This is a genomic window from Nocardia sp. NPDC051570 (assembly GCF_044454005.1).
Taxonomy (GTDB): Bacteria; Actinomycetota; Actinomycetes; order Mycobacteriales; family Mycobacteriaceae; genus Nocardia.
Window position 1 is genome coordinate 576,311 of record NZ_JBITDI010000002.1, and the last position, 24,016, is coordinate 600,326.

A 24,016-nucleotide genomic window follows, 5' to 3' on the forward strand; every position below is an offset into this window, starting at 1 on the left:
TTCACTTGCATCCGGCCTCGATCCCGGTCTGGCACAGCAGACTGTCCATGAACGCCCCCTGCGGGACATCGACGCTCCAGTACGGCCCGTTGCCGAACGAGGCCCCCAGCGACCGGACGAGCGGGCCGAGCAGGGTGAGCACCCGATCGAGTCCATCGCGGCTCGCGGTCAGGGCCGCGATATCGGTGTTCGCCCGTTCGATGAGGTCCCCGAATCGGCCGTGCTGCTCGACGTATTGCCGCTGCAGCGTGCCGAGCAGATCGGTCACCCCGTGCAGGGTCGTATCCAGTTGCGCCCGGCGGACTTTCACCGCGGTCAGCACGGAGCTCAGATCCGTGGTCAGCCGGGTGAGCGTATCGCGTTCGGTGGCGGCGGCCGCGAGGTATTCGTCGGAGGTGGTGAGCACCTGCTGGACCTGGTCATGGGTGGCCGCCAGATCGCCTGCCAGGGTGTGCATATCGCCGATCAGCTGTCGCGGCAGGGCTTGCTGGTCCGACAGCGAGCGGGTGACCTCGTCGAGCGTGGCCCGCAGCGTGGGACCGTCCACGGGCGCCAGCGCCGGGCCGACGGCACCGATCAGATCGGACAGCTGATAGGGAGTTCCGGTGCGTTGCACGGGAATTCGACCGCCACGCAGACTGCCGGGACCGGCCGGTGTCAGCCGTACGACGGTCCCGCCGATCACGGTGGCCAGGCTCAGCTCGGCCCGGCTGTCCGCCCCCAACCGCACCGCCCGGTCGATGGCGATATCGACATCGACATGCGTTCCGGCCAGCCGCAGGCCGGTGACCGCGCCGACGGTTATCCCGGCCACCCGCACCTCGGTATCGCTGCTCACCCCGGCCGCCTCGGCGAATTCGACAGTGTAGTGCGCCTTCCCGGGCGCCCACAGGTAAACACCCGCCGCTACGGCAACGATGACGACGCCGATCAGGACGGCGATCCTCCTCATCGGCATACCGCCGACTGCTCCGGCCCCGTCAGCCGGACGACCGGCAGCGGCCAGATGTCGATGCGCACCCGGCAGACCTGCGCGGCGAAGTAGGACCCCTGATCGGCGGTGCGCAGATAGGCCTCCAGCGTCGGGGGCCACCGGGTCATGGCGCTGCCGAGGGCGGGCATCCGGTCGGCGATGCCGTTGGCGAGCTTCATTGCCGCGGGCAGGGATTCGTCCAGCGCGGGCGCCGCGACGGAGGCGATATCGGCGAGAGCGCCGACGGCGGCCATCGAACTGTCGACGGCCGCGTTCACCATGCCGAGATCACCCCGCAACGTCGCGATTACCTGAGCGAGTTGAGTTGCGACGGAGAGGAATTCATGGGAGCGCCCGCCCGCCTCGGCGGCGAAGGCGGCCAGGTGTTCGACCAGCAGCCGCAATACCGCCTGCCGCTGGGCCAGATTCGCGGTGATCGTCGCGACGCTGGTCAGCATCTTGTCGCCGGTCGGATCCTGCCCCTGTACCAGCGCGAGCACCGTGCGCATGAACAGATCCACCTGGGCCGGATCGACGGTGGTGAAGATCGGCCGCAGGGCATTGAACAGTTTCGAGAAGTCGAAGGGCGCAGCGGTCCGCTCCACCGGAATCGTCGCGCCCGCGGGCAGGACGCCGCTCAGCGGCTGCGACTGCTCGAGGGCCAGATAGCGCTGACCGGTGAAGTCGCGGAAGCGCACCGCCAGACCGGTATCGGCATAGAGCGGCTGATCCGAGCGCACGGTGAACCCGACGCGGGCCTTGTCCTGGTCGAGGATGATCGAGGTGACCTTGCCGACCGGCACGCCCGACATGCGCACATCACCACCGGTGCGCAGTCCCGAGACATCAGTGAAAATCGCCGTGTACCCGGTGGTTCGGGCGCCGATCGGGGTCGTGATGGTCGCGATCACCAGGACGAGGCCGAGCGCCGCGGCCAGCACGAACAGGGCGAGCCCGAATACCTGCGCCCTCATCGCACCGGCCGTCCGCTCACGATGGGCGGCACATAGGGCTCCGGCCGCGGTCCCGCCGGGCAGTTGTCACCGGACCGGCCGCCGATGACCGGACAATCCGCGGGCCCGTACACGCGGGGCGGGGCGGTATCGATCATGGCGTCCGCGGACAGCGTGGGCTTCCCGTCGATGAGCGGGAACAGTGCGTCGAAGATGTTGGGGGCCAAGCGAAGTCCTCGGTTGAGCGGTTCGGACAGCGGCGTGATGCCGGGTACGACGACGGCGCCGTCGTCGAGCAGATGACCGAGCGCGGCGCTCTGCCGGGTCAACGCCGGTCCGACAAGTCCGGACAGCGTGACGCCCTGACCGAGCACGGCGGTGATCCGGTCGTCGCGCGCGGCGAGATCGTCGAGTTCGGTGAGCACCCGGGCCGTGAGATCGGCCAAGGCGGCGGAATTGGGCGCCAGCGTGGTCATCAGGCGCGCGGTCGCCCGCAGATCGGTGCCGGCATTCGCCGCGGTGCCCGGCTGGTCGAGCACGGCCTGCGCGGCGGTGAGCAGGTTGTTCAGCGTCGCCGCGATCGTCTCGGCATTGCCGGTCAGCACCCCGACCGAATCGGCGGCGGCGGGCGGATCCAGCGCCGAGACCAGGCTCGCCAGCGTCGACAGGCCCGCCATCGGCTGCGTCGACCGCGGCGGCGCGGGCGCGACGATGCGGCTCTCGCGCGCGAGCGGACCGGTCTGGCGATCCGGCCCGACCAACTCGATCTCGGTGGGGCCGAACAGATTCGAGGGAACGTATCGGAAGCCGAGCCCCGCGGGCATGGTCGCCGCATGCGCCGGATCCACCGTCACCGCCAGGCGCACCTGCCCCGCGCGGGCCAGATCGATCGTCTCGACCCGCCCCACCCGCACGCCCCGATACCGCACCGGCGTTCCCGAATCCACGCCGATCGGCGCCGAATTCGTCTCGATCCGGATCGAATACTGGTGCGCGGCATCGCGATGCGCGCCCCATCGGGCACCGAGCAGCGCGGCGGCGAGCACGGCGAGCACGACGACCCCGCGCAGCCGCAGCGTCCGGGCACCCGCCAAGCGCCCGGACGGATCGACGAAGATCCGCGCCACTAGCCCACCACCTCGACATTCGGCGAGATGCCCCAGATCACCACGGTGAGAAGGAGATTCGCGATCACGACGGCCACCAGTCCGGCGCGAACGGCGCGCCCGGCCGCCCGGCCGACCCCCTCCGGTCCACCCTGTGCGTAGAAGCCGTGATAGCAGTGGATCAGGATCACGATCGCCACGAACACCACGGCCTTGACCGTCGAATACGCGATATCGCGCGGCAGCAGGAAGGTGGTGAAGTAATGGTCGTAGGTCCCCGCCGATTGCCCGTGCAGCACGCGCACCACCAGCCCGGTGGACCAGAATCCGATCAGCAGGGCGGGCAGATACAGCGGCACGATCGCGACCAGGCCCGCCACCAGCCGGGTGCCGACAACGAACGGGACCGCCCGAATCGCCAGCGATTCCAGCGCATCGATCTCCTCGCCGATGCGCATCGCGCCGATCTCCGCGGTCATCCGGCAGCCCGCCTGCGCGGCGAATCCGACCGCGACCAGCACCGGCGCGAGCTCGCGGGTGACGGCGTAGGCGGAGACGAATCCGGTCAGCGGCCCCAGCCCGACGAGCGCGAGCGCGTCGTATCCTTCGGTCCCGACCGTGACCCCGGCCGCGCCGCCCAGGAACAGCAGCACCAGCAGCGTCCCGCCGGTGGCCCAGCGACCCCAGACGATATCGGTGATCAGATCGACGATCGTCATTCGGTAATGCCGCAGCGCATAGGGCACCGCCGCGAGGACCGCGATCGCGAATGTCGCCTGATGCCCGATGATCTCGGGCGCGGTGCACAACCGCCGTCGCATCCGCGCCAGTCGTACCGTTCGGTCGGAGGTCAGCAGCACGCCTACACCACCCGCGGCACGAACTGCGCGACCAGCTCGGTGATCACGGCATTGACCGCGACCGTGGTCAGCACGCCGATCACCACCGCCGAATTGACCGCCAGCGCAACGCCTTTGGATCCGCCCCGGGCCTCCAGACCACAATGGCAGCCGATCACGATCACGAGGAATCCGAATATCGTCGATTTGATGAGCGCGATGGCCAGATCGACGGGGGTGACGAAGTTGGCGAACGAGTCGAAGTAGCTACCGGGCACGCCACCCTGGAGCACGACATTGAACAGATATCCGGTGACTATGCCGGTGACGACCACGAAGACGCACAGCAGCGGCGCGACCAGCACCGCGGCGGCCATCCGCGGCGCGACGAGCCGCTGCACCGGATCGACGCCGATCACGCGCAGCGCATCGATCTCCTCGCGGACCGACCGCGAGCCCAGATCGGCCGCGATCGCCGAGGCGACCGCACCGCCCATCAGCAGCGCCGTCACCAGCGGCGCGCCCTGGCGCAGAATCCCGAGTCCCGCGGCCGCCCCGGCGACCGAGGTCGCGCCGACCTGCCGGATCAGCGTGCCCACCTGAATGGAGACGGTCGCGCCGAAGGGGATCGCGATGAGGATCGCGGGCACGATGGCCACCGAGACGACGAACCACGCCTGGGCGAGCATCTCCGAGAGCGGGAATCGGCCGCGCGCGATATCGAGCACCAGATGGCGCAGCCCGGACCCGGCCATGATCACCATCCGCCCGAACGATCGCACCGCCGAATCTGCCCGGTGCGCCAGCTCCTCCACCAGCCGCGGGAGGGGCGAATCCGGCTGGGGTGGCGCCGTTTTCACGGCAGATTCGGCCACGGCCGACTCCCTTCACGAGGCCGTTGAATGCTCGGTACGGAATCGTAGCTACTAATCCGTAGTTACTGGTTGGTACGGCGAATCTCCGCACATTCCGATGTCGCCGCGCGCATCCTTGCCCAGCAGCTCGTTTCTCACTACGCTACCGTAAGTACGGTACCGTAACTAAGGAGATGCCATGGCCGAGCCCACCCGTCCCGTCGAACACCCCTGCGTCGTGGTCGGAGCAGGTCCCGTCGGACTGATCGCCGCGCTCGCCGCGCGCATGCGGGGTCTCGACGTCCTGGTCGTGGAGGCCGAACCGGAGGGCCGCCCGCGACCGGGCAGCCGCGCGATCGGTCTGTGGCCGTGGACCCTGGGGCGGCTGCAGCAGCTGCTGCCCGGACTGGGCGAGCGGATGGGGGAAGCGGGTATCTCCATTCCCGGCGGGGACATCCGCTACAAGGGCAAGCAGGTATTCGAGGGCCGCATCCCGATGCTGCCGCCCCTGCTGACCGGTACCAGCCTGCCGCAGACGATGATCGAGCAGATCTGGTACGACGAGTGCGTGCGACTGGGGGTCGACTTCCATTGGGACGCACCGGTTGCCGATATCGTCACCGACGCCGAGGGCGCGACCCTGACGCTGGGGTCGGGCGAACAGATCCGGGCCGCGTACGTGATCGCTGCCGACGGCGCCCGCTCGGCGGTGCGCAAGGGTCTGGGCATCGAGATGTCCGGGCACACCGACGACCTTCCGTTCATCATCGTCGACGTCGACGACCACCCCGACGGCTCCACACCCGACATGTTCGCGTATTTCCACTACAACACACCGGAATTGGACGGGCGCAATGTCATGCATATGCCGTTCCGTGGCGGCATGCGCGTGGATCTGCAGTGCAAGCGCGGCGACGATGTCGACCACCTGGCCAGCCCCGAGGGCATCCGGGCATGGATGCCCAAGATCGTCGATCCCTGGTACGCCGACCATGTGCAGTGGGTGTCCACCTACCGTTTCCACCAGGTGGTGGCCGAGACCTACACCGATCCGCACCGGCGCGTCCTGCTGACCGGCGAGGCGGCACACCTGTTCGCACCCTTCGGCGGTGGGCGCGGGCTGAACTCCGGCGTCATCGACGCCGCTGATGCGGCCGCGGCCATCGCCGCCGCCCTCGAGGCCGATAACGCCGACGCCGCAGCCGCTCCGATCGACGCGTGCGCCACCGATCGACGCGCGGCCGGACTGTTCAACCGCGACGCCGCGGCCGACGCGCTGCGGCTCATGCGCGGGGAGGATCCGGGGAGCAGGATCAAACGCGAGCTGGCCCGCCGGGCCGCACCGCACTTCCCGCTCGCGGGCGCCTGGCTGGGCGCGGTGCCGTTGCTGGGCCGGATGACCCTGCGCCCGGGCGCGTCGGCTATTTTCTGAGTACATGGATACCGACCTCGCGGGCACACCTCGGCGCCGCAAGCCCCGTATGCCGATCGAGGTGCGCCGCGAGGAGATCCTCGACGCGGCGCTGCGACTGATCCTCGATCGCGGCTATGCGGCCGCCAGCATGGAGGCGATCGCCCGCGCCGCCGCACTGGCCAAACCCCGTGTCTACGCGGCCTTTTCGGACCGGCAGTCGCTGTTGTCGGCGCTGTGGCAGCGCGAGGCCGCGCATACGCTGGCCACACTCACGGGGGCCATGCCGTCGTTCGACGCCGATCGCGAACCCGAGGACATCCTGGTCGCCGCCTTCGGCAATCTCCTGCGTTCGGCCGATGAGCGCCCGGATTCGTGGCGGCTGTTGCTGTTCCCGGCCGAGGAGAGCTCCCAGGACGTCCAGGAGCACGCCGACGCCACCCGCGCCTTCGCCCGGCACCAGCTGCGCGCACTGCTGGAATGGGCCCATGACCGACGTTCCACCCTCGCCGAGACCGACCTCGAACTCGCCTCGCACGCCCTGCTGGCCGTCGGCGAACAACTCACCATCCTGCACCTCACCGATCCGGACCAGTACCCCACCGACCGCTGCCTGGCGTTCGCCGACTTCACCATTCGATCCTTGGTCCCTCACCTTCCCGGCTGATCGGACGCCTCGCGGCCGATGCCGGTGTGCCGGTGGATATCCAGCGGGTGATCACCGTTTCATCAGATTCAGGATCAGCGTGGCGATGTCCTCCGGGGCCTCCTCGGCCATGAAATGGCCCGCCCCGGTGGTGAAGTGCGCGAGGTCGGGGGCCCATGGCCGCCAGATCGCGGTGGCGTCGAATCCCAGCTGTCGGCCCCAGTCCTGCTGGACGACCGTCACCGGCATGGTGAGTCGGTTGCCGGCGTCGAGGTCGGCCTGGTCATGGTCGATGTCGATGGTCGCGGTGGCGCGGTAGTCGGCGACGATCGATGCGACGGCATCCCGGCTGGCGCGCAGGTATTCGGCGCGCACGTCCGCGGGGATCGCGGCGGGGCTGGTGGACCAGACGTCGAGGAAGTGGCCGAAGAACGCCTCGGCGCTGTCGGCGATCATCTGTTCGGGCAGACCGGGCGGCTGGGCCATCAGATACAGGTGGAAGGCCACCGCCGCGCCGACCCCGTGCAGGACGTTCCAGGTGTCCAGTGTGGGAACGATATCCAGAATTCCCAGGTGGCTGATCCGATCCGGGTGATCCAGGCCGGCTCGGAACGCGACGTGCCCGCCGCGGTCATGCCCCACCAGCACGAACCGGTCGAATCCGAGCGCATCGGCCAGGGCGACGATATCCGCGGCCATCGTCCGCTTCGAGTAAGTCCCCGCGGCGACCGCTTCCGGCTTACCGCTGGCGCCGTAGCCGCGAAGATCGGGGCAGACCACGGTGTGGCGCTCGGCCAGAATCGGAGCGACATGCCGCCACATCAGGTGGGTCTCGGGAAAGCCGTGCAGCAGCATCACGGCCGGTCCTTGTCCGCCGATCGCCGCGTTCAGCTCGACGCCGTCGGCCACGCCGATCGACCTGGTCTCGAATCCCGCAATGGTGATGCCCATCGGTGTCGTCTCCTACTTCTCGTATCCGAATGTGTGAACGAGAAGAGGATCGGAGAGCCGGATCAGCAGTGGATCAGCGGCGACCCGGCACCGACGATAATCAGCGGATGGAGATCCTCGTCAAGGTGCTCGGGCCGATCGAGGTCAGCGATACCGAGGGTCGCCCGATAGCGGTCGGCAGTCGACGCCGCCGCGAGTTGTTGGGACGGCTGGTCGCGGCGGGCGGCCGGGCCGTCCCGCTCGCGGCGCTGGTCGATGATCTCTGGGAGGAGCCCCCGCCCACCGCGGCCGGGACGGTCCGCACCTTCGTCGCGGAGCTGCGCCGCGCCCTCGAACCGGATCGGCTCCCGCGCACCCGGTCGCACACGATCGAGACCGTCGGCACCGGATACGCCCTGCGGATTCCCCGCGCGCACATCGACGTCCACCGTTTCGAGGACACCCTTCGAGCCGCATGCGACGCACCCGGCGACCAGGTCGCCGATGCGCTGAGTGAGGCGCTCTCGTGGTGGCGGGGCGAGGCGTACGCGGACCTCGACGCCTCGCCCTGGCTGGCGCCCGAGCGCGCCCGCCTGGCAGAACTGCACCGTCACACCGTCGAGCTGCGCGCCCGGGCCGTGCTCGACCTGGGACGCGGTGCGCCCCTCGTCCCGGAACTGGAGGCCTTCGCCACCGCACATCCGTGGCGGGAACAGGGCTGGGTCCTGCTGTCGCATGCTCTCTACCAAGCCGACCGCCAGGTCGACGCGTTGGCTTCGCTGCGTGCCGCGCGAACCAGGCTCCTGGATCAGTTCGGACTGGAATCGGTGGACAGTCTCGACCATCTCGAACGCGATATCCTCCGCCGCGCACCGCATCTCACGCCCGCGCACCGCGACGAGGACCGGCTGCGCCTGCTCACACGCACCGAGGCGACGGGGACCTACACCCGGCTGCGCTCGATGAGCATCGTGGCCAGGGTCGCCGCGATCACCGGCGGCACCAATCTGGTCCTCGCCCAACAACAACGCGCCGCGGCGGCCGTGGAAGCGGAGCGGGCCGGGGACCCCATCCGCACCGCCCGCGTGATCGCGGCCTACGACGTCCCCACCATCTGGACACGCGCCGACGATCCCGAACGGTCCGAGGCCCTGGTCGCGATCACTCGACGCACCCTGCACCGACTCGGACCGGAGGCTCCGCCCGCGCTGCGCGCCCGTCTGCTCGCCACCATCGGGCTCGAGCACCGCGGAACCCGAGACCGCTGGGCCGCCGAGGCGGCCGCCGAAGCCGAACGACTCGCCCGAGACCTATCCGACCCCACCGCGCTGGTACTCGCCCTCAATGCCCGATTCGTGCAGTCGTTCCAGCACCCCGGACGAACCGGCGAACGCGATGCCATCGCCGGCGAACTCGTCGATCTGTCCACGCGCCATGATCTTCCGATCTTCGAGATCCTCGGCCACCTGATCAAGATCCAGACCTGCGCGGCCCGCGGCGACATCGAGAACGCGCAACGCCACGTCGCGGCGGCCGAGCGGCTCGCCACCATCCACGAGACCCCGATCGTTCCCGTCCTGACCGCCGCGTACCGAACCATGCGCCTGGCACAACGACCGACCGACCCCGCCGAGGTCGCGCGCGCCTATCGCACCGTGGCCACCGACCTCACCAGCGCCGGAATGCCCGGGGTGGCAACCGGATTCCTCCCCCTCGCACTCCTCGCACAGCGCATGCGCCACCACCGCCCCGCACCGACGGACCCCGTCCTCGACTGGGCCCCTACCGCCCCTGGGCCCAGCCCCTCCTGGACCTCGCCCGCGGCAACTTGGCGGCGGCCCGCCACGCCGCCGCCACCCTGCCCACCCCGCCCGCCGACCACCTGTACGACGCACTGTGGGCCGTCAACGCACACACGGCGATCCAGCTGCACGACGAATCACTCGCCACCCGAGCGCACGACGCCCTGTCCCCTTGTCGCGGCGAGATCGCCGGCGGCACCACCGCCATGATCACCTTCGGCCCCGTCGACGACATCCTGGCGACCCTCGATCAGCACCTCAGTTCCAGGCCCCGGCCGCGGCCGCCGCGGACACGTAATCGATGAAGGCGCGAGGCTCGCGGCCCAGCGCACGCCGCACTCCGTCGAGGACAGCCCCGGCTTCCCCTTCCCGGATCGAGGTGTAGATACGCGTAAGTTGCTGCGCCGCATGGGCGGGAACGCCGTCGGCGATCTGGATTCGGGTGAACGCCTCGGGATCGATATCCACATGACGGATCGTCCGGCCGGTGGCCGCGCCGATCAGATCGACCGCCTCGGCGAAGCTGATCGCCCGCGGTCCGGTCAGCACATACGAGGCGCCGTGGTGGCCGTCCCGGGTGAGCGCCGCCACGACGACATCGGCGATATCGTCGGCGTCGACGAATGCCGTGGCCCCGTCGCCGGTGGGCAACACCAGCGACCCCGCCCGGATTCCGGGCAGCCAGAACGCCTCGCTGAAGTTCTGTGCGAACCAGGTCGGTCGCACGATCGTCCACTCGAGGCCGCAGCTGCGCAGCGCTTCCTCCGCGCGCCACAGGGGATGGGTTTCGTTGTCTTCGGCTCCCGGCGCCGACAGCAGCACCAGGCCCCGAACTCCGGCCGCCACCGCCGCATCCACGAATCGCGGAATGCGTTGCCGCCCTTCCTCGGTGCCCTGCATCGTGGGCTCCAGCAGATAGGCCGCCGAGACTCCGTCCACCGCGGATCGCCAGGTCGACGGCTCATCCAGGTCGACGCGCACGTCGCCGCGTGTCCTGGACGCGATCCGCACCCGATGGCCGCCGTCCCGCAGCCGCGCGGCGATGCGGCGGCCGGTGGTGCCCGTACCGCCGAGAATCAGTATGTCGTTCATGCCGTTCAGCCAACCGCGCCGAATCCGGACGAGCCATGGTTGTCTGTCGATGATTGCTTCGCGATCGTCTACCGTGGCCGAGGTGGACGTCCTCAGCGATCTCCTGCATCGGGCCCGCGCCCGCAATGCCGTTGTGCGACAGCTGATCCAGCGCCCACCGTGGTCGCTCACGATCGGCGATCGGCAGCCGCTCTCGGTCGTCGCCACGCTCGCGGGCACCGTCTCGATCTCGCTCGAGCATGCGGAGGCCCGGCCACGGGCGACGCATACGCTGGGAGCGGGTGATATCGCGTTGATCAAGGGCGGTTTCTACACGATCGCCGACAGCCCGGCGACGCCGATCCAGGTCGTAATCCGTGACGGGGTCAAGCATTTCGTCGACGAGAGCGCCACCGCCGCGCCCGCGATCGCCTCCCGGACCTTCGGTCGACGGCAGCCCGGAGCCGTCATCATGCTCCACGGCATCTACGACCTGCACGGCAGCGCGGGCCGGCGACTGCTCGACATCCTTCCGGACGTGACGGTCGTCCCCGCGGGCCCACGCACCCACGGGCCGCTCGAATTGCTCTCCAGCGAAGCCGAACACGATGAGCTCGGGCAGGATGCCGTCGTCGAGCGCCTGCTCGATCTCGTCCTCGTGATCGCCCTGCGCTCATGGGGCGCGGGCGCGGAATCGGACGTCCCGACCTGGCTGGCGGCCATCGCCGATCCCGCCATCGGTCAGGCCCTGACGATCCTGCACGCCGACCCGGCGCGGACCTGGACGACGGGAATGCTCGCCGCCGAGGTCGGCATGTCCCGCGCCGCATTCTCCGCCCGCTTCACCGCCCTGGTCGGCCAGCCGCCGATCTCCTACCTCACCGGCTGGCGCATGACCCTCGCCGCAGACCTGTTGCGCGACACCGACACCGCCGTCGCCGCCATCGCCCGCGACGTCGGCTACGACAATGCCTTCGCCTTCAGCACCGCCTTCAAACGCCTGCACGGCCACAGCCCGGCGATCTGGCGTCGAATCCCGCGTGAGGGCTGAGCCCCTTCAGTGCGCGGGCCCGAGGTTGCCGATCACTCATCTGCGTAAACCCGTACACAACACCGCTATTCGATCGTCAAGTAGTCGGCATGATTGGTGGCGGGGGGGTTGTCGAACGGGGTCCCGGAGCCCGATTTCGAATGCTACTGTTCGGCAGGATCAGGGAGTGATCCGGTGAAACGGCAAGGGGTACAACATGATACGAACATGGTTTGCTCGGGCGGGGATCAATGCCACAACGCGGATTTCGGCACGGACATCACAGTTATCGCATGGATGCGGACGGGCCGATGTCGATCGACGCCGCACCACGTGGGCGAGGAGTCGTGCCGGCTCGGCGGGCGTCGCTTCCATCGGACTTGCTCTGGTCGTGGTAGGTAGCGCGCTAACGGCACCCGCCGCGTCCGCGGCGCTCCAAACCGGCACCGCAACACCGAATGTCGGTGGCGACCCGTCGGTGTACACGGTGGCGGTCACTTTGGGCGACAGCGGAGCCGAAGACCAGAACGCGCAGGTCTATTTCTTTGACCAGCAGGTTGGTGACACCTCTGCGCCACCGACATCGGATGTCGTCATCGGTGGCGGTCCGCAGAACTCGAACGGCAACACCGCTCGGGTGATCTGGTACCCCACCACCACTGGGACACACTACATCTTCGCCGAGGAGCGGACGCCGACCGGCAAGCTCATCGGCGGTACCAACAAATATCTGATGACGGTGCAGGTGGACCACTTGCCGCAGTCGTCAGGCCCGGACGTCTGCGAACCCTCCGGTGGCAGCTTGACAGACGACGGCCGTGTAACGCTCTCCGAGCAGGTGCACCACCCGAACGTCACCTATACGCTCAGCGCTTCCACGGCCTCACTGCCTGCTGATTCCATCGTGCGCTTCAAGGACAACTTCAACACGGATATCGGCCAGGCCACCGTCGCCAACGGTGTGGCGACATTGCAGTACACGCCGACCACGCTTGGCTTCCACGGCATTACGGGACTGTACTTCCCCGGCGGTACGGGAGACGGCTTGCTGGTCGGTCAGGTACGGATGGAGGTCACCAACCCGTTCGAGCCGTGCGACCATCGCCACGATGGTGGGTCGGCGCGCATGCGATGAAGGCGGCCGATCCAGCCGTGTTGTGAAAGTCGGGTGAGGGCGGGTGTGTGCCCGCCCTCGCCCGCTGTCGTTCGGTCCATCTCGGCGGGCGGCCCACCCTGGGGCCACGAGGCGAAAGCGGTGTCGGCAGCGCTCCTGAACGTCGGTCGGATTCACCGTCGTGGTGATCGCGAGGTGAATTCACGTTGATGCATACGGTTAGGCCAGGGCCTGAGCGTCACGGCCGATCAGTGCGGCGAATCGGGTGGCGCTGATGTTGCCGCCGGAGATGATGACGCCGATGCGCGCGCCGGGGAATCGGACCTGGCCCGCGAGCAGGGCGGCCAGGCCGGCGACGCCGGTCGGTTCGGCGACGATCTTCATCGTGTCGAACAGGAAGGACATGGCCGTCACCAGTTGGTCGTCGGTGACCAGGGCGATCTCGTCGACCAGCCGGCGGTTGACGGCGAAGGTGAGTTCACCGGGGATCTCGGCGGCCTGGGAGTCGGCGATGGTGTGGGGCACCGGAATTCGAATGCGGTGACCGGCCTCGAGGGAGCGCTTGGTGTCGTCGCCGTCGACCGGTTCGACCCCGACGATGCGGACGCCGGGGCACAGCGCGCTCGCCACGGTCGCACAGCCTGCCATCAGTCCGCCGCCGCTGACGGGTGCCAGCAGGGCGTTCACCTGCCCGATCTCCTCGACGAGTTCGAGTGCGGCGGTGCCCTGTCCGGCCATCACCCGCACATCGTCATAGGGCGGAACGACGGTCAGGCCGCGCTCGGCGGCCAGGGCCCGGCCGAGCGCGGTCCGGTCCTCGGTGTAGCGGTCATAGGTGATGATCTCGGCCCCATAGTCCTTGGCGGCGGCCATCTTCGACGCGGGGACGTCCGCGGGCATCACGACCACCGCGGAGGCGCCCAGCAGCCGCGCGGACAGCGCCACCGCCTGCGCGTGATTGCCGGAGGACCAGGCCAGCACGCCGCGCGCGAGCTGTTCGGCGCTCAGTTGGGAGATCGCGTTGTAGGCACCGCGGAACTTGAACGCGCCCACCCGCTGGAAGTTCTCGCATTTGAGATATACCTCGGCCCCGACGCGCTCGTTGAGCACCCGGGAGGTCAGCACCGGCGTCCGGTGGGCGACCCCGTCGAGCCGCCGCGCCGCCGCGAATACGTCATCGATGGTGAAATGGCTTGTCACACATGCATTCTGCCAGCCCGGCGGATCAGCGGCGGTGGATGGGTGCGAGGAGGCCCAGGGCGCGCGCGTGGCCGACGGCCTCGGTGCGGCGATGGACGCCGAGTTTGGTGTAGAGATTGCGCAGATGGGTCTTGACGGTATTCGGGGATACCGACAACTCCCGAGCGATCTCCGGCGCCGACAGATGGGTCGGCAGATACCGCAGCACCCGAATCTCACTGTCGCTCAACGCCTCTGACGGCAATCGCGGTCCATCCCGATCGGATCCGCTTCCGGCGAGCAGACTCTGGATCCGGGCGATCAGCGCGGCGTGCCCGGTGTGTTGCCGCAGCAGGCGTTCGAGCACCTCGGGCACGGGATGCAGCAGAAACCACAGCAGGGCCCCCTCGGGTTCGGCCACGTCGAGCGCGCACTCCACCGCCACCTCCGCCGCCTCGGTCTCGCCCAGCGCCTCGTGCGCGATCGCCGCCAGCAGATACCCCTGAGCCCGCATGCCCTGCCAGACCAGCGGCACCGAACCGTCGAGAACCGGCGCCACCGTGGCCGCCGCGTCGCGCGGTTCGTGCCGCGCCAGCTGTAGCGCCGCCAGCGAGAGCCGCACCTCCGCGCTGTCGCGCTCGTGCGCGTCGAGCGCGGCGAATGCCGCTGCCGCACGGTCGTTTTCGCCGAGTCGAATCAGCGCGTGCATTTGGAACGAATGCGCCGCGGTGACGAGCGGGCTCGGCGTGGCGAGCCGATTGGCGAACCGTTCGGCGGATTGGTAGGCCGCCAGCGCCTCGGCGTTGCAGCCCCGCGCCAGTTCGAGATCCCCGCGGACGAAGCGGATCGACATCCCCGTGGCGGGTAGCGCCTCCGATCGCAGGGTGCGCTCGGCCTGCAGCAGCCAGGACTCCGCCTCCGCCGATTGTCCGCGCCACACCCGCACCAATGCGAGCACCATGCAGGCGAGTCCGGCCGTCGGCTCGTCGGCCCATCCGTGCCGCCGGGCCAGTTCCATCGCCTGCTCGCCGAGCTCGACCGCCGAGGCGAACGAGCAGAACCACGTGCTCGAGGCCTGATACGCCAGGCTGGTGAACTCGAGATACGGCCGCCCGGCCCGGCGCGCCAGCTCCACCCCCAGCTGCAGATGATGCACCGCGTCCTCGAAGTGGGCCGTCCAATACTCGGTGGCGCCGACGCTCATCACGGCCAGCGCGCGCAGATCCGGGCGCAGGCCCAGCAGCGAACCGTCCAGGATCTCGGCGGTTTTCAGCTGTCGCGCCGCCTCGGTCGCCTCCAGCAGATTCCAGCCGTGGCGGGCCGCCAGCAATCGGATGATCAGGACCACCAGTTGCGCGTGGGCCCGCCGCTCGGGCGGAACCCTGGCCGCCGCGCGTTCGGCGAGGGTCAGGTAGTAGTCCCGCGCCTTCGCGGGCGCCTGTCGCAGATCATCGGCCGCGGCCATCAGCGCGAGTTCACCATCCGAGGCGAGCACCGCGGCGGGGAAGTCGGTCAGCAACTGGTGGATGATGTTCGTCGCACCGTCCATCAGCAGACTGGGCCAGTGATCGGCGAGCAGCCGGGCGGCCGTGGGCCAGTCCTGGGCGGCCTGGGCGTGCCGGACCGCCTCCACCGGAAACCCGTGTGCGGCAAGCCATCCGGCGGCGATCCGGTGCAGGCCCGCGATCTCGCCGGGCGCGGTACGCCGCAACTCGAGCTGCAGCAGATCGGCGAACATCTGGTGATAGCGGAACCACGACCGCGCCGGATCCAGGGAGCTGACGAACGCGTTCGCCCGCTCGAGCTCGTGCAGGATCCGCTCGCCCCCGCTGCCGCCGGTCAGCAGATCGGCCAGCTCACCGCTGACCCGCTCCAATACCGAGGTGCGCAACAACATTCGCCGCACCTGCGGGCTCTGCCGCTCGAGCACCTCGGCCACCAGATACTCCGCGACCGTCCGCTCACTACCGGAGAACTCGGCCGCGAATCGCACCGGATCCGGATGTCCGGCCAGCGACAGCGCCGCCAGCCGCACCCCCGCCGCCCATCCCTCGGTTCGCTCGTGCAGCGCGGCGAGCGCCGCGTCGGGAAGTTCGATTCCGGCCCCCGCGAACAGTTCTCGGGTCTCGGCGAGGCTGAATCGCAGATCCGGACCGCGGACTTCGGCGAGCTGTCCCTGCAGCCGCAACCGGTGCAGCCCCAGCGGCACCTCGTGGCGGGTGGCCAGCACGAACCGCAGCGCGGCCGGGGCCCGCAACATCAGTAACTCCAACTGCCGCAACGATTCCGCGGTATCGAGGTCGTGCACATCGTCGATCACCAGCCACAGCCGCTCCGCCAGCGGCGCGAGATCCTCGAGCAGCCGCTCCACCAGCGCCCACTCGTCCAGATCCGGACCCGCCGACACCGCCTGCACCAGCCCCGATCCGGCCGTCGTGCCGTGCAGCGCATCGGCCACCGTCAGCCAGAACCGCCGGGCATCGTGTGCGGGCCGATGGACCGGCACCCAGGCGGTGCGCCCGGCCAGACCCGCCGCGTCGATCCACGACTGCAGCAGAACAGTTTTCCCGCTCCCCGCCGGTGCCGACACCACCGTTACCCGAGCGTCTCCTACCCGCTCGAACAATCCTCGACGTGGAACAAGGCCGATGAGGTCGAAACCTGGTCGCACACGCTGAATCATGACACAGCCGCGGCCGTGGGGATCACACCATTCGTGCGATGCCTGCTCACCCTGCCGTCGGGAACCCTGTGGTATCAGCCCGATCCCGGGGCCGGTCGGAGGGAGGAGCGCAGTGCGATATCCGCGTCTAGTGATCGTGGCGGATTGTCCAGGTATCGAGGAGACGATCGCAGACCTCGGGCGGCACGGCTTCGAACCCCGGTTGACCTCGACGGGAGCCGAGACCATGGCCTGCTATGCCGAATTCGACGTGGTGCTCATCGATCTCGACTTCCGCGACTTCGACGGACTCACGTTGTGCCGGGAGATGCGCGGCGCCAGCGATATTCCGATCATCGCCTTCGCCCCACCCTTCGAGCTCGACCGGATCCTGGCGCTCGAGGCCGGCTGCGACGACTGCATCGTCAAGCCGTATCCCATCCGGGAACTCATGGCGCGGCTGCGCGGATTGCTGCGCCGGGCCCGCCTGATCTCCCAGCAGATACTCATCGCCGGTGACCTGGAGATCGATGCGGGGTTACGCGAGGTCCGCGTCGGCGGCCGCCCGATCGAGTTGACCCGCAAGGAGTTCGAGCTGCTGCGCCTGCTCGCCGCCGAACCGCATCGGGTGTTCTCCCGGACCGACCTGCTGCGTCGGGTGTGGGGATACGACGAGCTGGACGCCGAGATCGCCGCGTTGGCGAGCCGGACGATCGATACGCATCTGAGCAGCGTCCGCAAGAAGCTCGGCTCGCCGCACTGGATCGTGACCATCCACAGCATCGGCTTCCGCTTCAACGACGCGGCGATGCGCGACAGCTCGGTCCACGCGCGATAGGTTCCACCCCTGGGTGGAGGGCATTCATGTCTGCGGTGGTGTACTCGCGTGCCCGTCGGCGCGACGCTGGACGATATGACCGTCATCGACGTCTTGGCCGCAGCGGCGCTGTGGAGTCTGCAGATTCTCGCCCTGGTATGGCTGCTGACCGCGATCTGGTTCGCGGCGCGGTGGCCCGCGGGTCCACGCGGGAAGATCTGGCACTTCCTGTCGACGCTGCTGCCCGAACCATGGATGATCCTCGGCATCATCGTGCTCTCTGTCGCGACACACCTTGTGCCGCAGACGTTCTGGTCTCATGTGACCTGGACCTGGTCGGCCTTCACGGCGGTGGGCGCGGTGCTGGTCGTGGCGTCGGTGGCGCTGATGATCTGGGCCCGGCTGGCATTGGGTGATATGTGGGCGGGCCGCCCGATGCTCCAGCAGGACCATCAGCTGCGCACCGGCGGCCCCTACCGCCTGGTGCGTCATCCGATCTACACCGGCCTGCTCGGCGTCATGGTCGGCCTCACCCTGATGTCCGGCTTCGGCGCCACCACCCTCACCCTGATCTTCGTCCTGGCCTGGCTACTGCGCCGCGTCCGCGTCGAGGACCGCATGCTGTCGATCGCCTTCGGCGATCAGTACCGCGAGTTCCAGAACCGGGTCCCGGCCCTGATCCCCTTCCTCGGCCGGTCGAATGCATAGGCAACCTATATAGGTATGTGATACAACCGACAGTGTGGGCGGAACGGCTCCCGGGGAAGACCTCGGCGAAGTCGCGGCGGCGCTGCTGGAAGTGGCCGCCGCCATGGTGCGTCACCTGCCACAACGCCAAGGCATGAGCCTGACCACGATGGCGACCCTGAGTCGGCTGGAACGTGAGGGCCCGGCACGGTTGACCGCGTTGGCGGCGGCCGAAGGTGTCACCCAGCCATCGATGACCCAGCTGATGCAGCGGCTCGAACTACGGGGACTGGTCGAGCGGATCCGCGATCCCGAGGACGGGCGGGCCTGTCTGATCGCGGTCACCGAGGCGGGACGAGGGCTACTGGCCGACCATCGGCGGACCCGCGATGCCTGGCTCACCGGGCTGCTGGCGAATCTGCCCGCCGCGCAACGCGCGGACCTCGGCTCGGCTCTGCGAGTGGCCACACCGATCGTCCGCGACATGATCCGACAGATCGAGGAAGTACCTGATGGCTATCGAAGAATTGACACCGCAGGCCGGTAGCCCCCGTTCGGAACGCCGCAAGACCTGGATCGGCGCCGATCACCCGCACTACAAATGGGTGGCGCTCACCAACACCACACTCGGCATGCTGGTCGCCACCATCAACGCCTCGATCGTGCTGATCGCACTTCCGGGCATCTTCAACGGAATTCGACTCGATCCGCTGCAGCCGGGCAATGTCAGCTATCTGCTCTGGGTGCTGATGGGCTACATGCTGGTGACGGCCGTGCTGGTCGTCGCCCTGGGCCGCCTCGGCGATATGTGGGGGCGCGTGCGCATCTACAACGCCGGATTCCTCATCTTCACCATCACCTCGGTGATCCTGTCGCTGGATCCGCTGCACGGCGGCGCGGGGGCGCTGTGGCTGATCGGCTGGCGCGTCGCCCAGGCCGTCGGCGGATCGATGCTGATGGCCAATTCGGCGGCCATCCTCACCGACGCCTTCCCGCAGCAGCAGCGCGGAATGGCGTTGGGCGTCAACATGGTTTCCGGTATCGCGGGATCGTTCGTCGGCCTGATCCTGGGCGGCGCGCTGGTGGCCTGGGATTGGCGGGCGGTGTTCTGGGTGAACGTCCCGATCGGCCTGCTCGGCACGCTGTGGGCCTACCGATCGCTGCACGAGACCGGGGTGCGCGCGCCCAGCCGGCGGATGGACTGGTGGGGCAATCTCACCTTCGCCGTCGGGCTCACCGCGCTGCTGGCCGCCATCACCTACGGCATTCAGCCCTACGGCGGCCATGTCATGGGCTGGAGCAATCCGTGGGTGCTGATCGGACTGATCGGCGGTATCGCGCTGCTGATCGCGTTCTGCGTGGTCGAGATGCGCGTCCCCGAACCGATGTTCCCGCTGCGACTGTTTCGCGATGCCGTCTTCGCCGGGGGCAATGTGGCCACGCTACTGGGCGCGATCGCCCGCGGCGGTCTGCAGTTCATGTTGATCATCTGGCTGCAGGGGATCTGGCTGCCGCTGCACGGCTACGACTATGCCGACACCCCGCTGTGGGCGGGAATCTACCTGCTGCCGTTGACGGTCGGCTTCCTCACCGCCGGACCGATCGCCGGCTATCTGTCGGATCGGTTCGGGGCCAGACTGTTCGCCGCGAGCGGATTCGTGGTGATGGCCGCCTCGTTCGCGGGTCTGGTGGTGCTGCCGACGAACTTCGGGTACTGGGTGTTCGCGCTGCTGATCTTCGTCAACGGCCTCGGCGGCGGACTGTTCGCGGCCCCCAACACCTCGATCATCATGTCGAGCGTGCCCGCCGCCGACCGCGGGGCCGCCTCCGGGATGCGAGCCACCTTCCAGAACGCCGGGATGGTGCTGTCGCTGGGAGTCTTCTTCTCGCTCATGATCATCGGCCTGTCGGGATCGATGCCGCATACCCTGCTGAGCGGTCTGACCGCGCAGGGCGTGCCCGTGCAGGCCGCGCAGACCGTCTCCGCGCTGCCGCCGGTGGGTGTGCTGTTCGCCGCGTTCCTGGGCTACAACCCCATCCAACATCTGCTCGGTCCGACCATTCTCGGTGGACTACCGCCCGCCAATGCCGCGAATCTCACCGGGCGCCAATTCTTCCCGAATCTCATCTCGCAGCCGTTCCACGACGGCCTGGTCGTGGTGTTCTCGATGGCGATCGCGCTGTCGTTGATCGCGGCGGTCGCCTCGCTGATCCGCGGACGGGTCCCGGTGGTGCGGACGGCCGCCGCCGCGGCCCCGGGCGATCCGGCGTTGGCCGTCTCCGAGATTCCGGTCCCGGAGACCACCGAATCGCTTGCCGCGGTACGCGGTCGGGTCCGCGATCCCGCGGGTCACCCGATCGCGCGGGCGACGCTCACCCTCATCGATCACGAGGGACATCAGCGCGGCCGGGCCCGATCCGGCCCCGACGGCGCCTATGCGATGCCCGCCCCGTTTCCGGACCACTACGTCGTGGTCGTGGCCGCCGACGGCTATCAGCCCGATGCGGCCGGGCTACACGTCGGCAATTCGGCTGTGACACATGACCTCGTCCTGTCGGGCACCGCGGGCCTGGGCGGATCCGTGCACGACCGTAGCGGCGCTCCCGTGGCCGAGGCCACCGTCGTGGTCACCGATCCGCGCGGCGAGGTCGTCGCCGCGGCGGTGACCGGATCCGACGGCGACTATGCGATGCCCGGACTGTTCCCGGGACCGTTCACGGTCACCGCCAGCGCGCTGGGCTATCTCCCGGCCGCCGTCCCGGCCGAATTCGGCGGTGCCGCGAATCCGCGCTGCGATCTGCTGCTGACCCCGGCCGCCACCATCGTCGGCACCATCCGTCACGATCGCACCGATCGGCCCGTCCCCGACGCCCGGATCACGCTGCTCACCGACGACGGCGTCACGATCGCCGCGGCCACCACCGATGAGGACGGCACCTACGCGCTCACCGACCTCACGCCGGGTGCGTACCTGATGCGGGTGGCGGGATATCCGCCGGTATCGACCCGAATCACCCTCAACGGCAACGGAAGTCCCGTCCTGGACCTGCAACTCGGCCATTCCGACTGATCCCGGCGCTACTTCGGCAGCAGTGACGACACCGGAGTCTGGGTCTCGCATCCGGCGGGTGCTTCAGATGGCTGACGACGAACCGGCGGGCAATCGGAGAAACAGTCCGATAACGAAGCCCGTGGGGTAGCGACGCGCCAGTTACAGTAACGACCGGTTTGTACTGTTCATGGACGCTCCACCCCCTCTTCGTTCGGGAAAGTAGTCCGCATGAGCACGGTGCGAGCAGTCGGCGCAATGGCCGCCATCATCACCTCGATACTGCTGGGCGGAGCCGGTGCGGTCACCGGGCAGGCGCATGCCGCCTCCCCCGCGGTCGTCGGCGGTGGGTCGGGAATCGCGCTGGCGACCGCGGATCCGGCCACAAGGGCGCTGTGCACGCTGACCACGATCGGATACGACCACGCGAATCGGCTGGTCGGCATCACCGCGGGCCACTGCGGCGAGACCGGGGCCGAGGTCTGGGCGGAGAACTCCCGCGGTACCGGGGTGATCGGCCATGTCGCCGTGCGCGATCGCCAGCATGACTGGGAGACAATCGAATTCGATCCCGCCCAGGTGATCGCGGTGCGCCGGGTCGGGGAGACGGAGATCAACGGCATCGGCGCCGTGCCCGCACCCGGCGATACGGTCTGCAAGAACGGCCGCACCACCGGATTCACCTGCGGCATCGTCCTGGACAGCGATACAAGGCAATTCGTCAACTACGCCTGCGCCACCCATGGCGACTCCGGCGGCCCGGTTCTCCTCGGCGACCGCCTGGTGGGAATGATCAACGGCGCCGCCTACGCCGCCTCCGGCCACCTGAACTGCCTCGACCCCGCCATCCCCCTGCACAGCCCCGCCCTGTCCAACCAGATCACCACCATCCTGGCCGAAATCGACGCCATCACCGAATTCGATGCGGTAGGAGCCGGATTCCGGCCCCTGTGACCGGCGATCCGGGCGAACCACAGCTGTCCGTGCCGCCCCGGAAATCCAGGGGCCCATCCACCCCGCACTACCGGAACTCTCAGCAGGTGGCCGGTGCAATACACTTCGGGATGCTCGAAACAGCTGTCGGAACACGAGATTCCGGAGCCGTACCGGAGGAGATGCGTACACCATGACTCGAACTACCAAGTCGCCCTGGTCGATTCGTCTCGCCACGGGAACGGCCGCGCTCGCGGTCGCCGCCTGCGTGACCGCCCTGGCCGCACCGCAGGCCTCGGCCACCGTGACCAGCATCACCATCGCGCCCGGACTCTCCCTCGGCGCGCACTCCTACGGAACGACCTGCTCCTACACCGTGACCGCACAGGTGGACGACAACAGCAAGACGGTCTACTTCTACGAAAGCGGCCAGGGCTCCACCGGTTTCGCTCAGGCACAGCCCGCCAACGGCATCGCCACGGCCACCTGGACCCCGTCCTCGACGAACGTGAAGTACGTCTACGCCTTCCAACCGAACGCGACGACCGCGGCGGCGCAGCCGGTCGACGTCGGCACCGGAATCAACCTCGGATCCTCCTGCGCCGCAACCTGAGAGCCCGCCGTTGGATCCGGTGCGGAGGTCAGGCGAGTGTGTCGAGGATCGCCGCCGGTTCACGCGATGCCGACATGGCTGGCGGACAGGGTCCGGACGTCGAACGGATTCGACTGCCTCGGCCCCGGCGGTCCCTTCCACGCGCCGATGGTCGCGCTGCGGATCGGCGACGTCCTGCGCGATATCGCACGTCAGGGCGGAGTCGGAGCCGGGTACCGCGTGCTCTGACCGCCGGCCGATGTGACTTGGACTACAAACATGTCCGACCGATCGGGTTTATAACTAGCGTGACAGGCACCCAACGCACGCCATCCCGACAGGAGCCTGTCGTGTCCACACTGCATCCGCGTCTTCGGGCGGCGGTCGCCGTCCTCGGTGCCGGAATCATGGCCAATGCGGTGTCGAATGCCCTGCACACCAACGGCTTTCAGCTGCACCGCTACAACCGGACGCTCGCCGCGATCGACGGACCGGCGGTCGTCTGCACCACCGCGGCCCAGGCCGCCGCGAGCGCCGCCGCGGTCTGGTCCTTCGTCCACGACGACAAGGCCAGCCGTGCGGTGTGGTTCGGACCGTCCGGCGCGCTGCGATCGGCCCGCGGGGCGCTGGTCATCGAAAGCTCCACGCTGTCCACCGATTACGCCGAGTATTGGATGGCCGAGGCCATCAGGCACGGCGCCCGTCCGGTGCTGGCCCCCGTGACGGGCAGCCGCCCCGCGACGGTCGAGGGCGCGCTGCTGGCCTTCGTATCCGGCGCCGATGCCGATGTCGACGCCGCCCGGCAGCTGCTGGGCACGGTGGCCCGGGAAGTGGTCCGGGTCGACAGTGCGCGCGCCGTGGCCGAGGTCAAGCTGCTCAACAATGCGCTCAACGCGATCATCCTCACCGGCCTCGCCGAAGTACTCACCGCCGCAACCACTCTCGGCCTCGATCGCGACCAGCTGGTGGATGTGTGGTCGCGGCACACCTGGGCCGCGCCGGTCACCGCCCTCTACGGTTCGGCGATGATCTCCGGCGACCACCGGCTGATCAATTGCGCGGTATCGGTCGCGGCCAAGGATCTACGCTATGCCCGCGCCACCTTCGGCACCCCGCTGCTCACCCTGGTCGCCGACCGATTCGACCGGGCCGCGGCCGCGGGCTGGGGCGACCACGAATTGTCCGCCATCATCGAATTCTGCACCGAAACATCCTGACCCACAGCGGTACTCGACCCACTAGCGGCCAGCCGACAGCGATATGCCGAGACGACCACCCCGCCCCGGACCACCGATCCCTACGGCCCCGACGGCTATGACATCTGGGGATACGACCGCCACGGCTATGACCGAGAGGGTTACGACACG

Annotated in this window: 22 protein-coding genes and 1 pseudogene; 14 read left to right on the forward strand and 9 right to left on the reverse strand. The window is 68.8% G+C overall.

The genetic code is table 11. From position 1 onward, the window contains the following. Position 1: 1 nt before the first annotated feature. The 5 genes from ACIA76_RS06335 to ACIA76_RS06355 are packed head-to-tail and all read right to left on the reverse strand — an operon-like array spanning position 2 to position 4,746. Positions 2-952, reverse strand: coding sequence for an MlaD family protein (locus tag ACIA76_RS06335; RefSeq protein WP_397149110.1), 951 nt, complete (start codon positions 950-952; stop codon positions 2-4). After that, positions 949-1,947, reverse strand: a complete 999-nt coding sequence (locus tag ACIA76_RS06340; protein ID WP_397149112.1) for an MCE family protein — start codon at positions 1,945-1,947, stop codon at positions 949-951. Before ACIA76_RS06340 ends, ACIA76_RS06335 begins: the two co-directional genes overlap by 4 nt. Then, on the reverse strand, positions 1,944-3,053 hold the full coding sequence (locus tag ACIA76_RS06345) for an MlaD family protein (RefSeq protein ID WP_397149114.1): 1,110 nt from the start codon (positions 3,051-3,053) through the stop codon (positions 1,944-1,946). Before ACIA76_RS06345 ends, ACIA76_RS06340 begins: the two co-directional genes overlap by 4 nt. After that, entirely contained in the window at positions 3,053-3,892 is an 840-nt protein-coding gene (locus ACIA76_RS06350; protein ID WP_397149116.1) for an ABC transporter permease, read from the reverse strand. Before ACIA76_RS06350 ends, ACIA76_RS06345 begins: the two co-directional genes overlap by 1 nt. Positions 3,893-3,894: 2 nt before the next feature. Next, positions 3,895-4,746 (reverse strand): MlaE family ABC transporter permease, encoded by an 852-nt coding sequence (locus ACIA76_RS06355; protein WP_397149118.1) that lies wholly within the window; start codon positions 4,744-4,746, stop codon positions 3,895-3,897. A gap of 178 nt (positions 4,747-4,924) precedes the next feature. On the opposite strand from ACIA76_RS06355, the gene ACIA76_RS06360 reads away from it, so the two are divergent. Next, positions 4,925-6,157, forward strand: coding sequence for an FAD-dependent oxidoreductase (locus tag ACIA76_RS06360; RefSeq protein WP_397149120.1), 1,233 nt, complete (start codon positions 4,925-4,927; stop codon positions 6,155-6,157). Between the two features lie 4 nt (positions 6,158-6,161). After that, positions 6,162-6,803 (forward strand): TetR/AcrR family transcriptional regulator, encoded by a 642-nt coding sequence (locus tag ACIA76_RS06365; protein ID WP_397149122.1) that lies wholly within the window; start codon positions 6,162-6,164, stop codon positions 6,801-6,803. A 51-nt stretch (positions 6,804-6,854) separates the two neighbouring features. Here the strand turns inward: ACIA76_RS06365 and ACIA76_RS06370 are convergent, their stop codons facing one another. Next, positions 6,855-7,733 carry an alpha/beta fold hydrolase gene (locus ACIA76_RS06370; RefSeq protein ID WP_397149124.1) on the reverse strand — a complete coding sequence of 293 codons (879 nt, stop codon included), beginning with the start codon at positions 7,731-7,733 and terminating at the stop codon, positions 6,855-6,857. A gap of 68 nt (positions 7,734-7,801) precedes the next feature. Here ACIA76_RS06370 and ACIA76_RS06375 point away from each other — a divergent pair, with 68 nt between their 5' ends. Next, positions 7,802-9,724, forward strand: a complete 1,923-nt coding sequence (locus ACIA76_RS06375) for a BTAD domain-containing putative transcriptional regulator (RefSeq protein WP_397149126.1) — start codon at positions 7,802-7,804, stop codon at positions 9,722-9,724. A gap of 48 nt (positions 9,725-9,772) precedes the next feature. Here ACIA76_RS06375 and ACIA76_RS06380 read toward each other — a convergent pair whose 3' ends face one another. Next, positions 9,773-10,606, reverse strand: coding sequence for an NmrA family NAD(P)-binding protein (locus ACIA76_RS06380; RefSeq protein WP_397149128.1), 834 nt, complete (start codon positions 10,604-10,606; stop codon positions 9,773-9,775). A gap of 82 nt (positions 10,607-10,688) precedes the next feature. Here ACIA76_RS06380 and ACIA76_RS06385 point away from each other — a divergent pair, with 82 nt between their 5' ends. After that, positions 10,689-11,636 carry an AraC family transcriptional regulator gene (locus ACIA76_RS06385; RefSeq protein WP_397149130.1) on the forward strand — a complete coding sequence of 316 codons (948 nt, stop codon included), beginning with the start codon at positions 10,689-10,691 and terminating at the stop codon, positions 11,634-11,636. Positions 11,637-12,102: 466 nt separating this feature from the next. After that, the gene (locus ACIA76_RS06390; protein ID WP_397149132.1) at positions 12,103-12,750 is read left to right on the forward strand and encodes a hypothetical protein; all 648 of its coding nucleotides are present in this window, start codon (positions 12,103-12,105) and stop codon (positions 12,748-12,750) included. Between the two features lie 198 nt (positions 12,751-12,948). On the opposite strand, the gene ACIA76_RS06395 is transcribed toward ACIA76_RS06390, so the two are convergent. Continuing rightward, on the reverse strand, positions 12,949-13,929 hold the full coding sequence (locus tag ACIA76_RS06395) for a pyridoxal-phosphate dependent enzyme (protein ID WP_397149134.1): 981 nt from the start codon (positions 13,927-13,929) through the stop codon (positions 12,949-12,951). A 25-nt stretch (positions 13,930-13,954) separates the two neighbouring features. After that, entirely contained in the window at positions 13,955-16,819 is a 2,865-nt protein-coding gene (locus ACIA76_RS06400) for a LuxR C-terminal-related transcriptional regulator (RefSeq protein WP_397149136.1), read from the reverse strand. Here ACIA76_RS06400 and ACIA76_RS06405 point away from each other — a divergent pair. The 9 genes and pseudogenes from ACIA76_RS06405 (at position 16,704) to ACIA76_RS06445 (ending at position 23,866) form a co-directional block, all read left to right on the forward strand. After that, a complete protein-coding gene (locus ACIA76_RS06405) occupies positions 16,704-17,408 on the forward strand; it encodes a response regulator transcription factor (protein ID WP_397149138.1) in 705 nt (234 codons plus the stop codon). The two genes, ACIA76_RS06400 and ACIA76_RS06405, sit on opposite strands and share 116 nt — an antisense overlap. Before the next feature lie 48 nt (positions 17,409-17,456). Beyond that, positions 17,457-18,095, forward strand: coding sequence for a methyltransferase family protein (locus ACIA76_RS06410; protein WP_397149140.1), 639 nt, complete (start codon positions 17,457-17,459; stop codon positions 18,093-18,095). 34 nt (positions 18,096-18,129) lie between these two features. Next, the gene (locus ACIA76_RS06415) at positions 18,130-18,621 is read left to right on the forward strand and encodes a MarR family winged helix-turn-helix transcriptional regulator (protein ID WP_397149142.1); all 492 of its coding nucleotides are present in this window, start codon (positions 18,130-18,132) and stop codon (positions 18,619-18,621) included. Then, positions 18,587-20,611: pseudogene (locus ACIA76_RS06420) on the forward strand (MFS transporter); the annotation flags it as partial. The gene ACIA76_RS06415 and the pseudogene ACIA76_RS06420, both read left to right, overlap by 35 nt. Further along, positions 20,609-21,145, forward strand: coding sequence for a carboxypeptidase regulatory-like domain-containing protein (locus tag ACIA76_RS06425; protein ID WP_397149435.1), 537 nt, complete (start codon positions 20,609-20,611; stop codon positions 21,143-21,145). The pseudogene ACIA76_RS06420 and the gene ACIA76_RS06425, both read left to right, overlap by 3 nt. A 210-nt stretch (positions 21,146-21,355) precedes the next feature. Next, positions 21,356-22,078, forward strand: a complete 723-nt coding sequence (locus ACIA76_RS06430; RefSeq protein WP_397149144.1) for a S1 family peptidase — start codon at positions 21,356-21,358, stop codon at positions 22,076-22,078. Between the two features lie 172 nt (positions 22,079-22,250). Further along, positions 22,251-22,670, forward strand: a complete 420-nt coding sequence (locus ACIA76_RS06435; RefSeq protein ID WP_397149146.1) for a hypothetical protein — start codon at positions 22,251-22,253, stop codon at positions 22,668-22,670. Between the two features lie 66 nt (positions 22,671-22,736). Further along, positions 22,737-22,898, forward strand: coding sequence for a hypothetical protein (locus ACIA76_RS06440; RefSeq protein WP_397149148.1), 162 nt, complete (start codon positions 22,737-22,739; stop codon positions 22,896-22,898). Positions 22,899-22,999: 101 nt separating this feature from the next. Continuing rightward, positions 23,000-23,866 (forward strand): NAD(P)-dependent oxidoreductase, encoded by an 867-nt coding sequence (locus ACIA76_RS06445; protein ID WP_397149150.1) that lies wholly within the window; start codon positions 23,000-23,002, stop codon positions 23,864-23,866. Positions 23,867-24,016: the final 150 nt, after the last annotated feature.

Bases quoted from the DNA above. Each gene is read 5' to 3' on its own strand.
- ACIA76_RS06380 (WP_397149128.1), bottom strand. From the start codon at position 10,606: ATGAACGACATACTGATTCTCGGCGGTACGGGCACCACCGGCCGCCGC.
- ACIA76_RS06430 (WP_397149144.1), top strand. From the start codon at position 21,356: ATGAGCACGGTGCGAGCAGTCGGCGCAATGGCCGCCATCATCACCTCG.
- ACIA76_RS06440 (WP_397149148.1), top strand. From the start codon at position 22,737: ATGCCGACATGGCTGGCGGACAGGGTCCGGACGTCGAACGGATTCGAC.
- ACIA76_RS06340 (WP_397149112.1), bottom strand. From the start codon at position 1,947: ATGAGGGCGCAGGTATTCGGGCTCGCCCTGTTCGTGCTGGCCGCGGCG.
- ACIA76_RS06360 (WP_397149120.1), top strand. From the start codon at position 4,925: ATGGCCGAGCCCACCCGTCCCGTCGAACACCCCTGCGTCGTGGTCGGA.
- ACIA76_RS06365 (WP_397149122.1), top strand. From the start codon at position 6,162: ATGGATACCGACCTCGCGGGCACACCTCGGCGCCGCAAGCCCCGTATG.
- ACIA76_RS06435 (WP_397149146.1), top strand. From the start codon at position 22,251: ATGACTCGAACTACCAAGTCGCCCTGGTCGATTCGTCTCGCCACGGGA.
- ACIA76_RS06335 (WP_397149110.1), bottom strand. From the start codon at position 952: ATGAGGAGGATCGCCGTCCTGATCGGCGTCGTCATCGTTGCCGTAGCG.
- ACIA76_RS06400 (WP_397149136.1), bottom strand. From the start codon at position 16,819: ATGGTCTCGGCTCCCGTCGAGGTCAACCGGGGTTCGAAGCCGTGCCGC.
- ACIA76_RS06370 (WP_397149124.1), bottom strand. From the start codon at position 7,733: ATGGGCATCACCATTGCGGGATTCGAGACCAGGTCGATCGGCGTGGCC.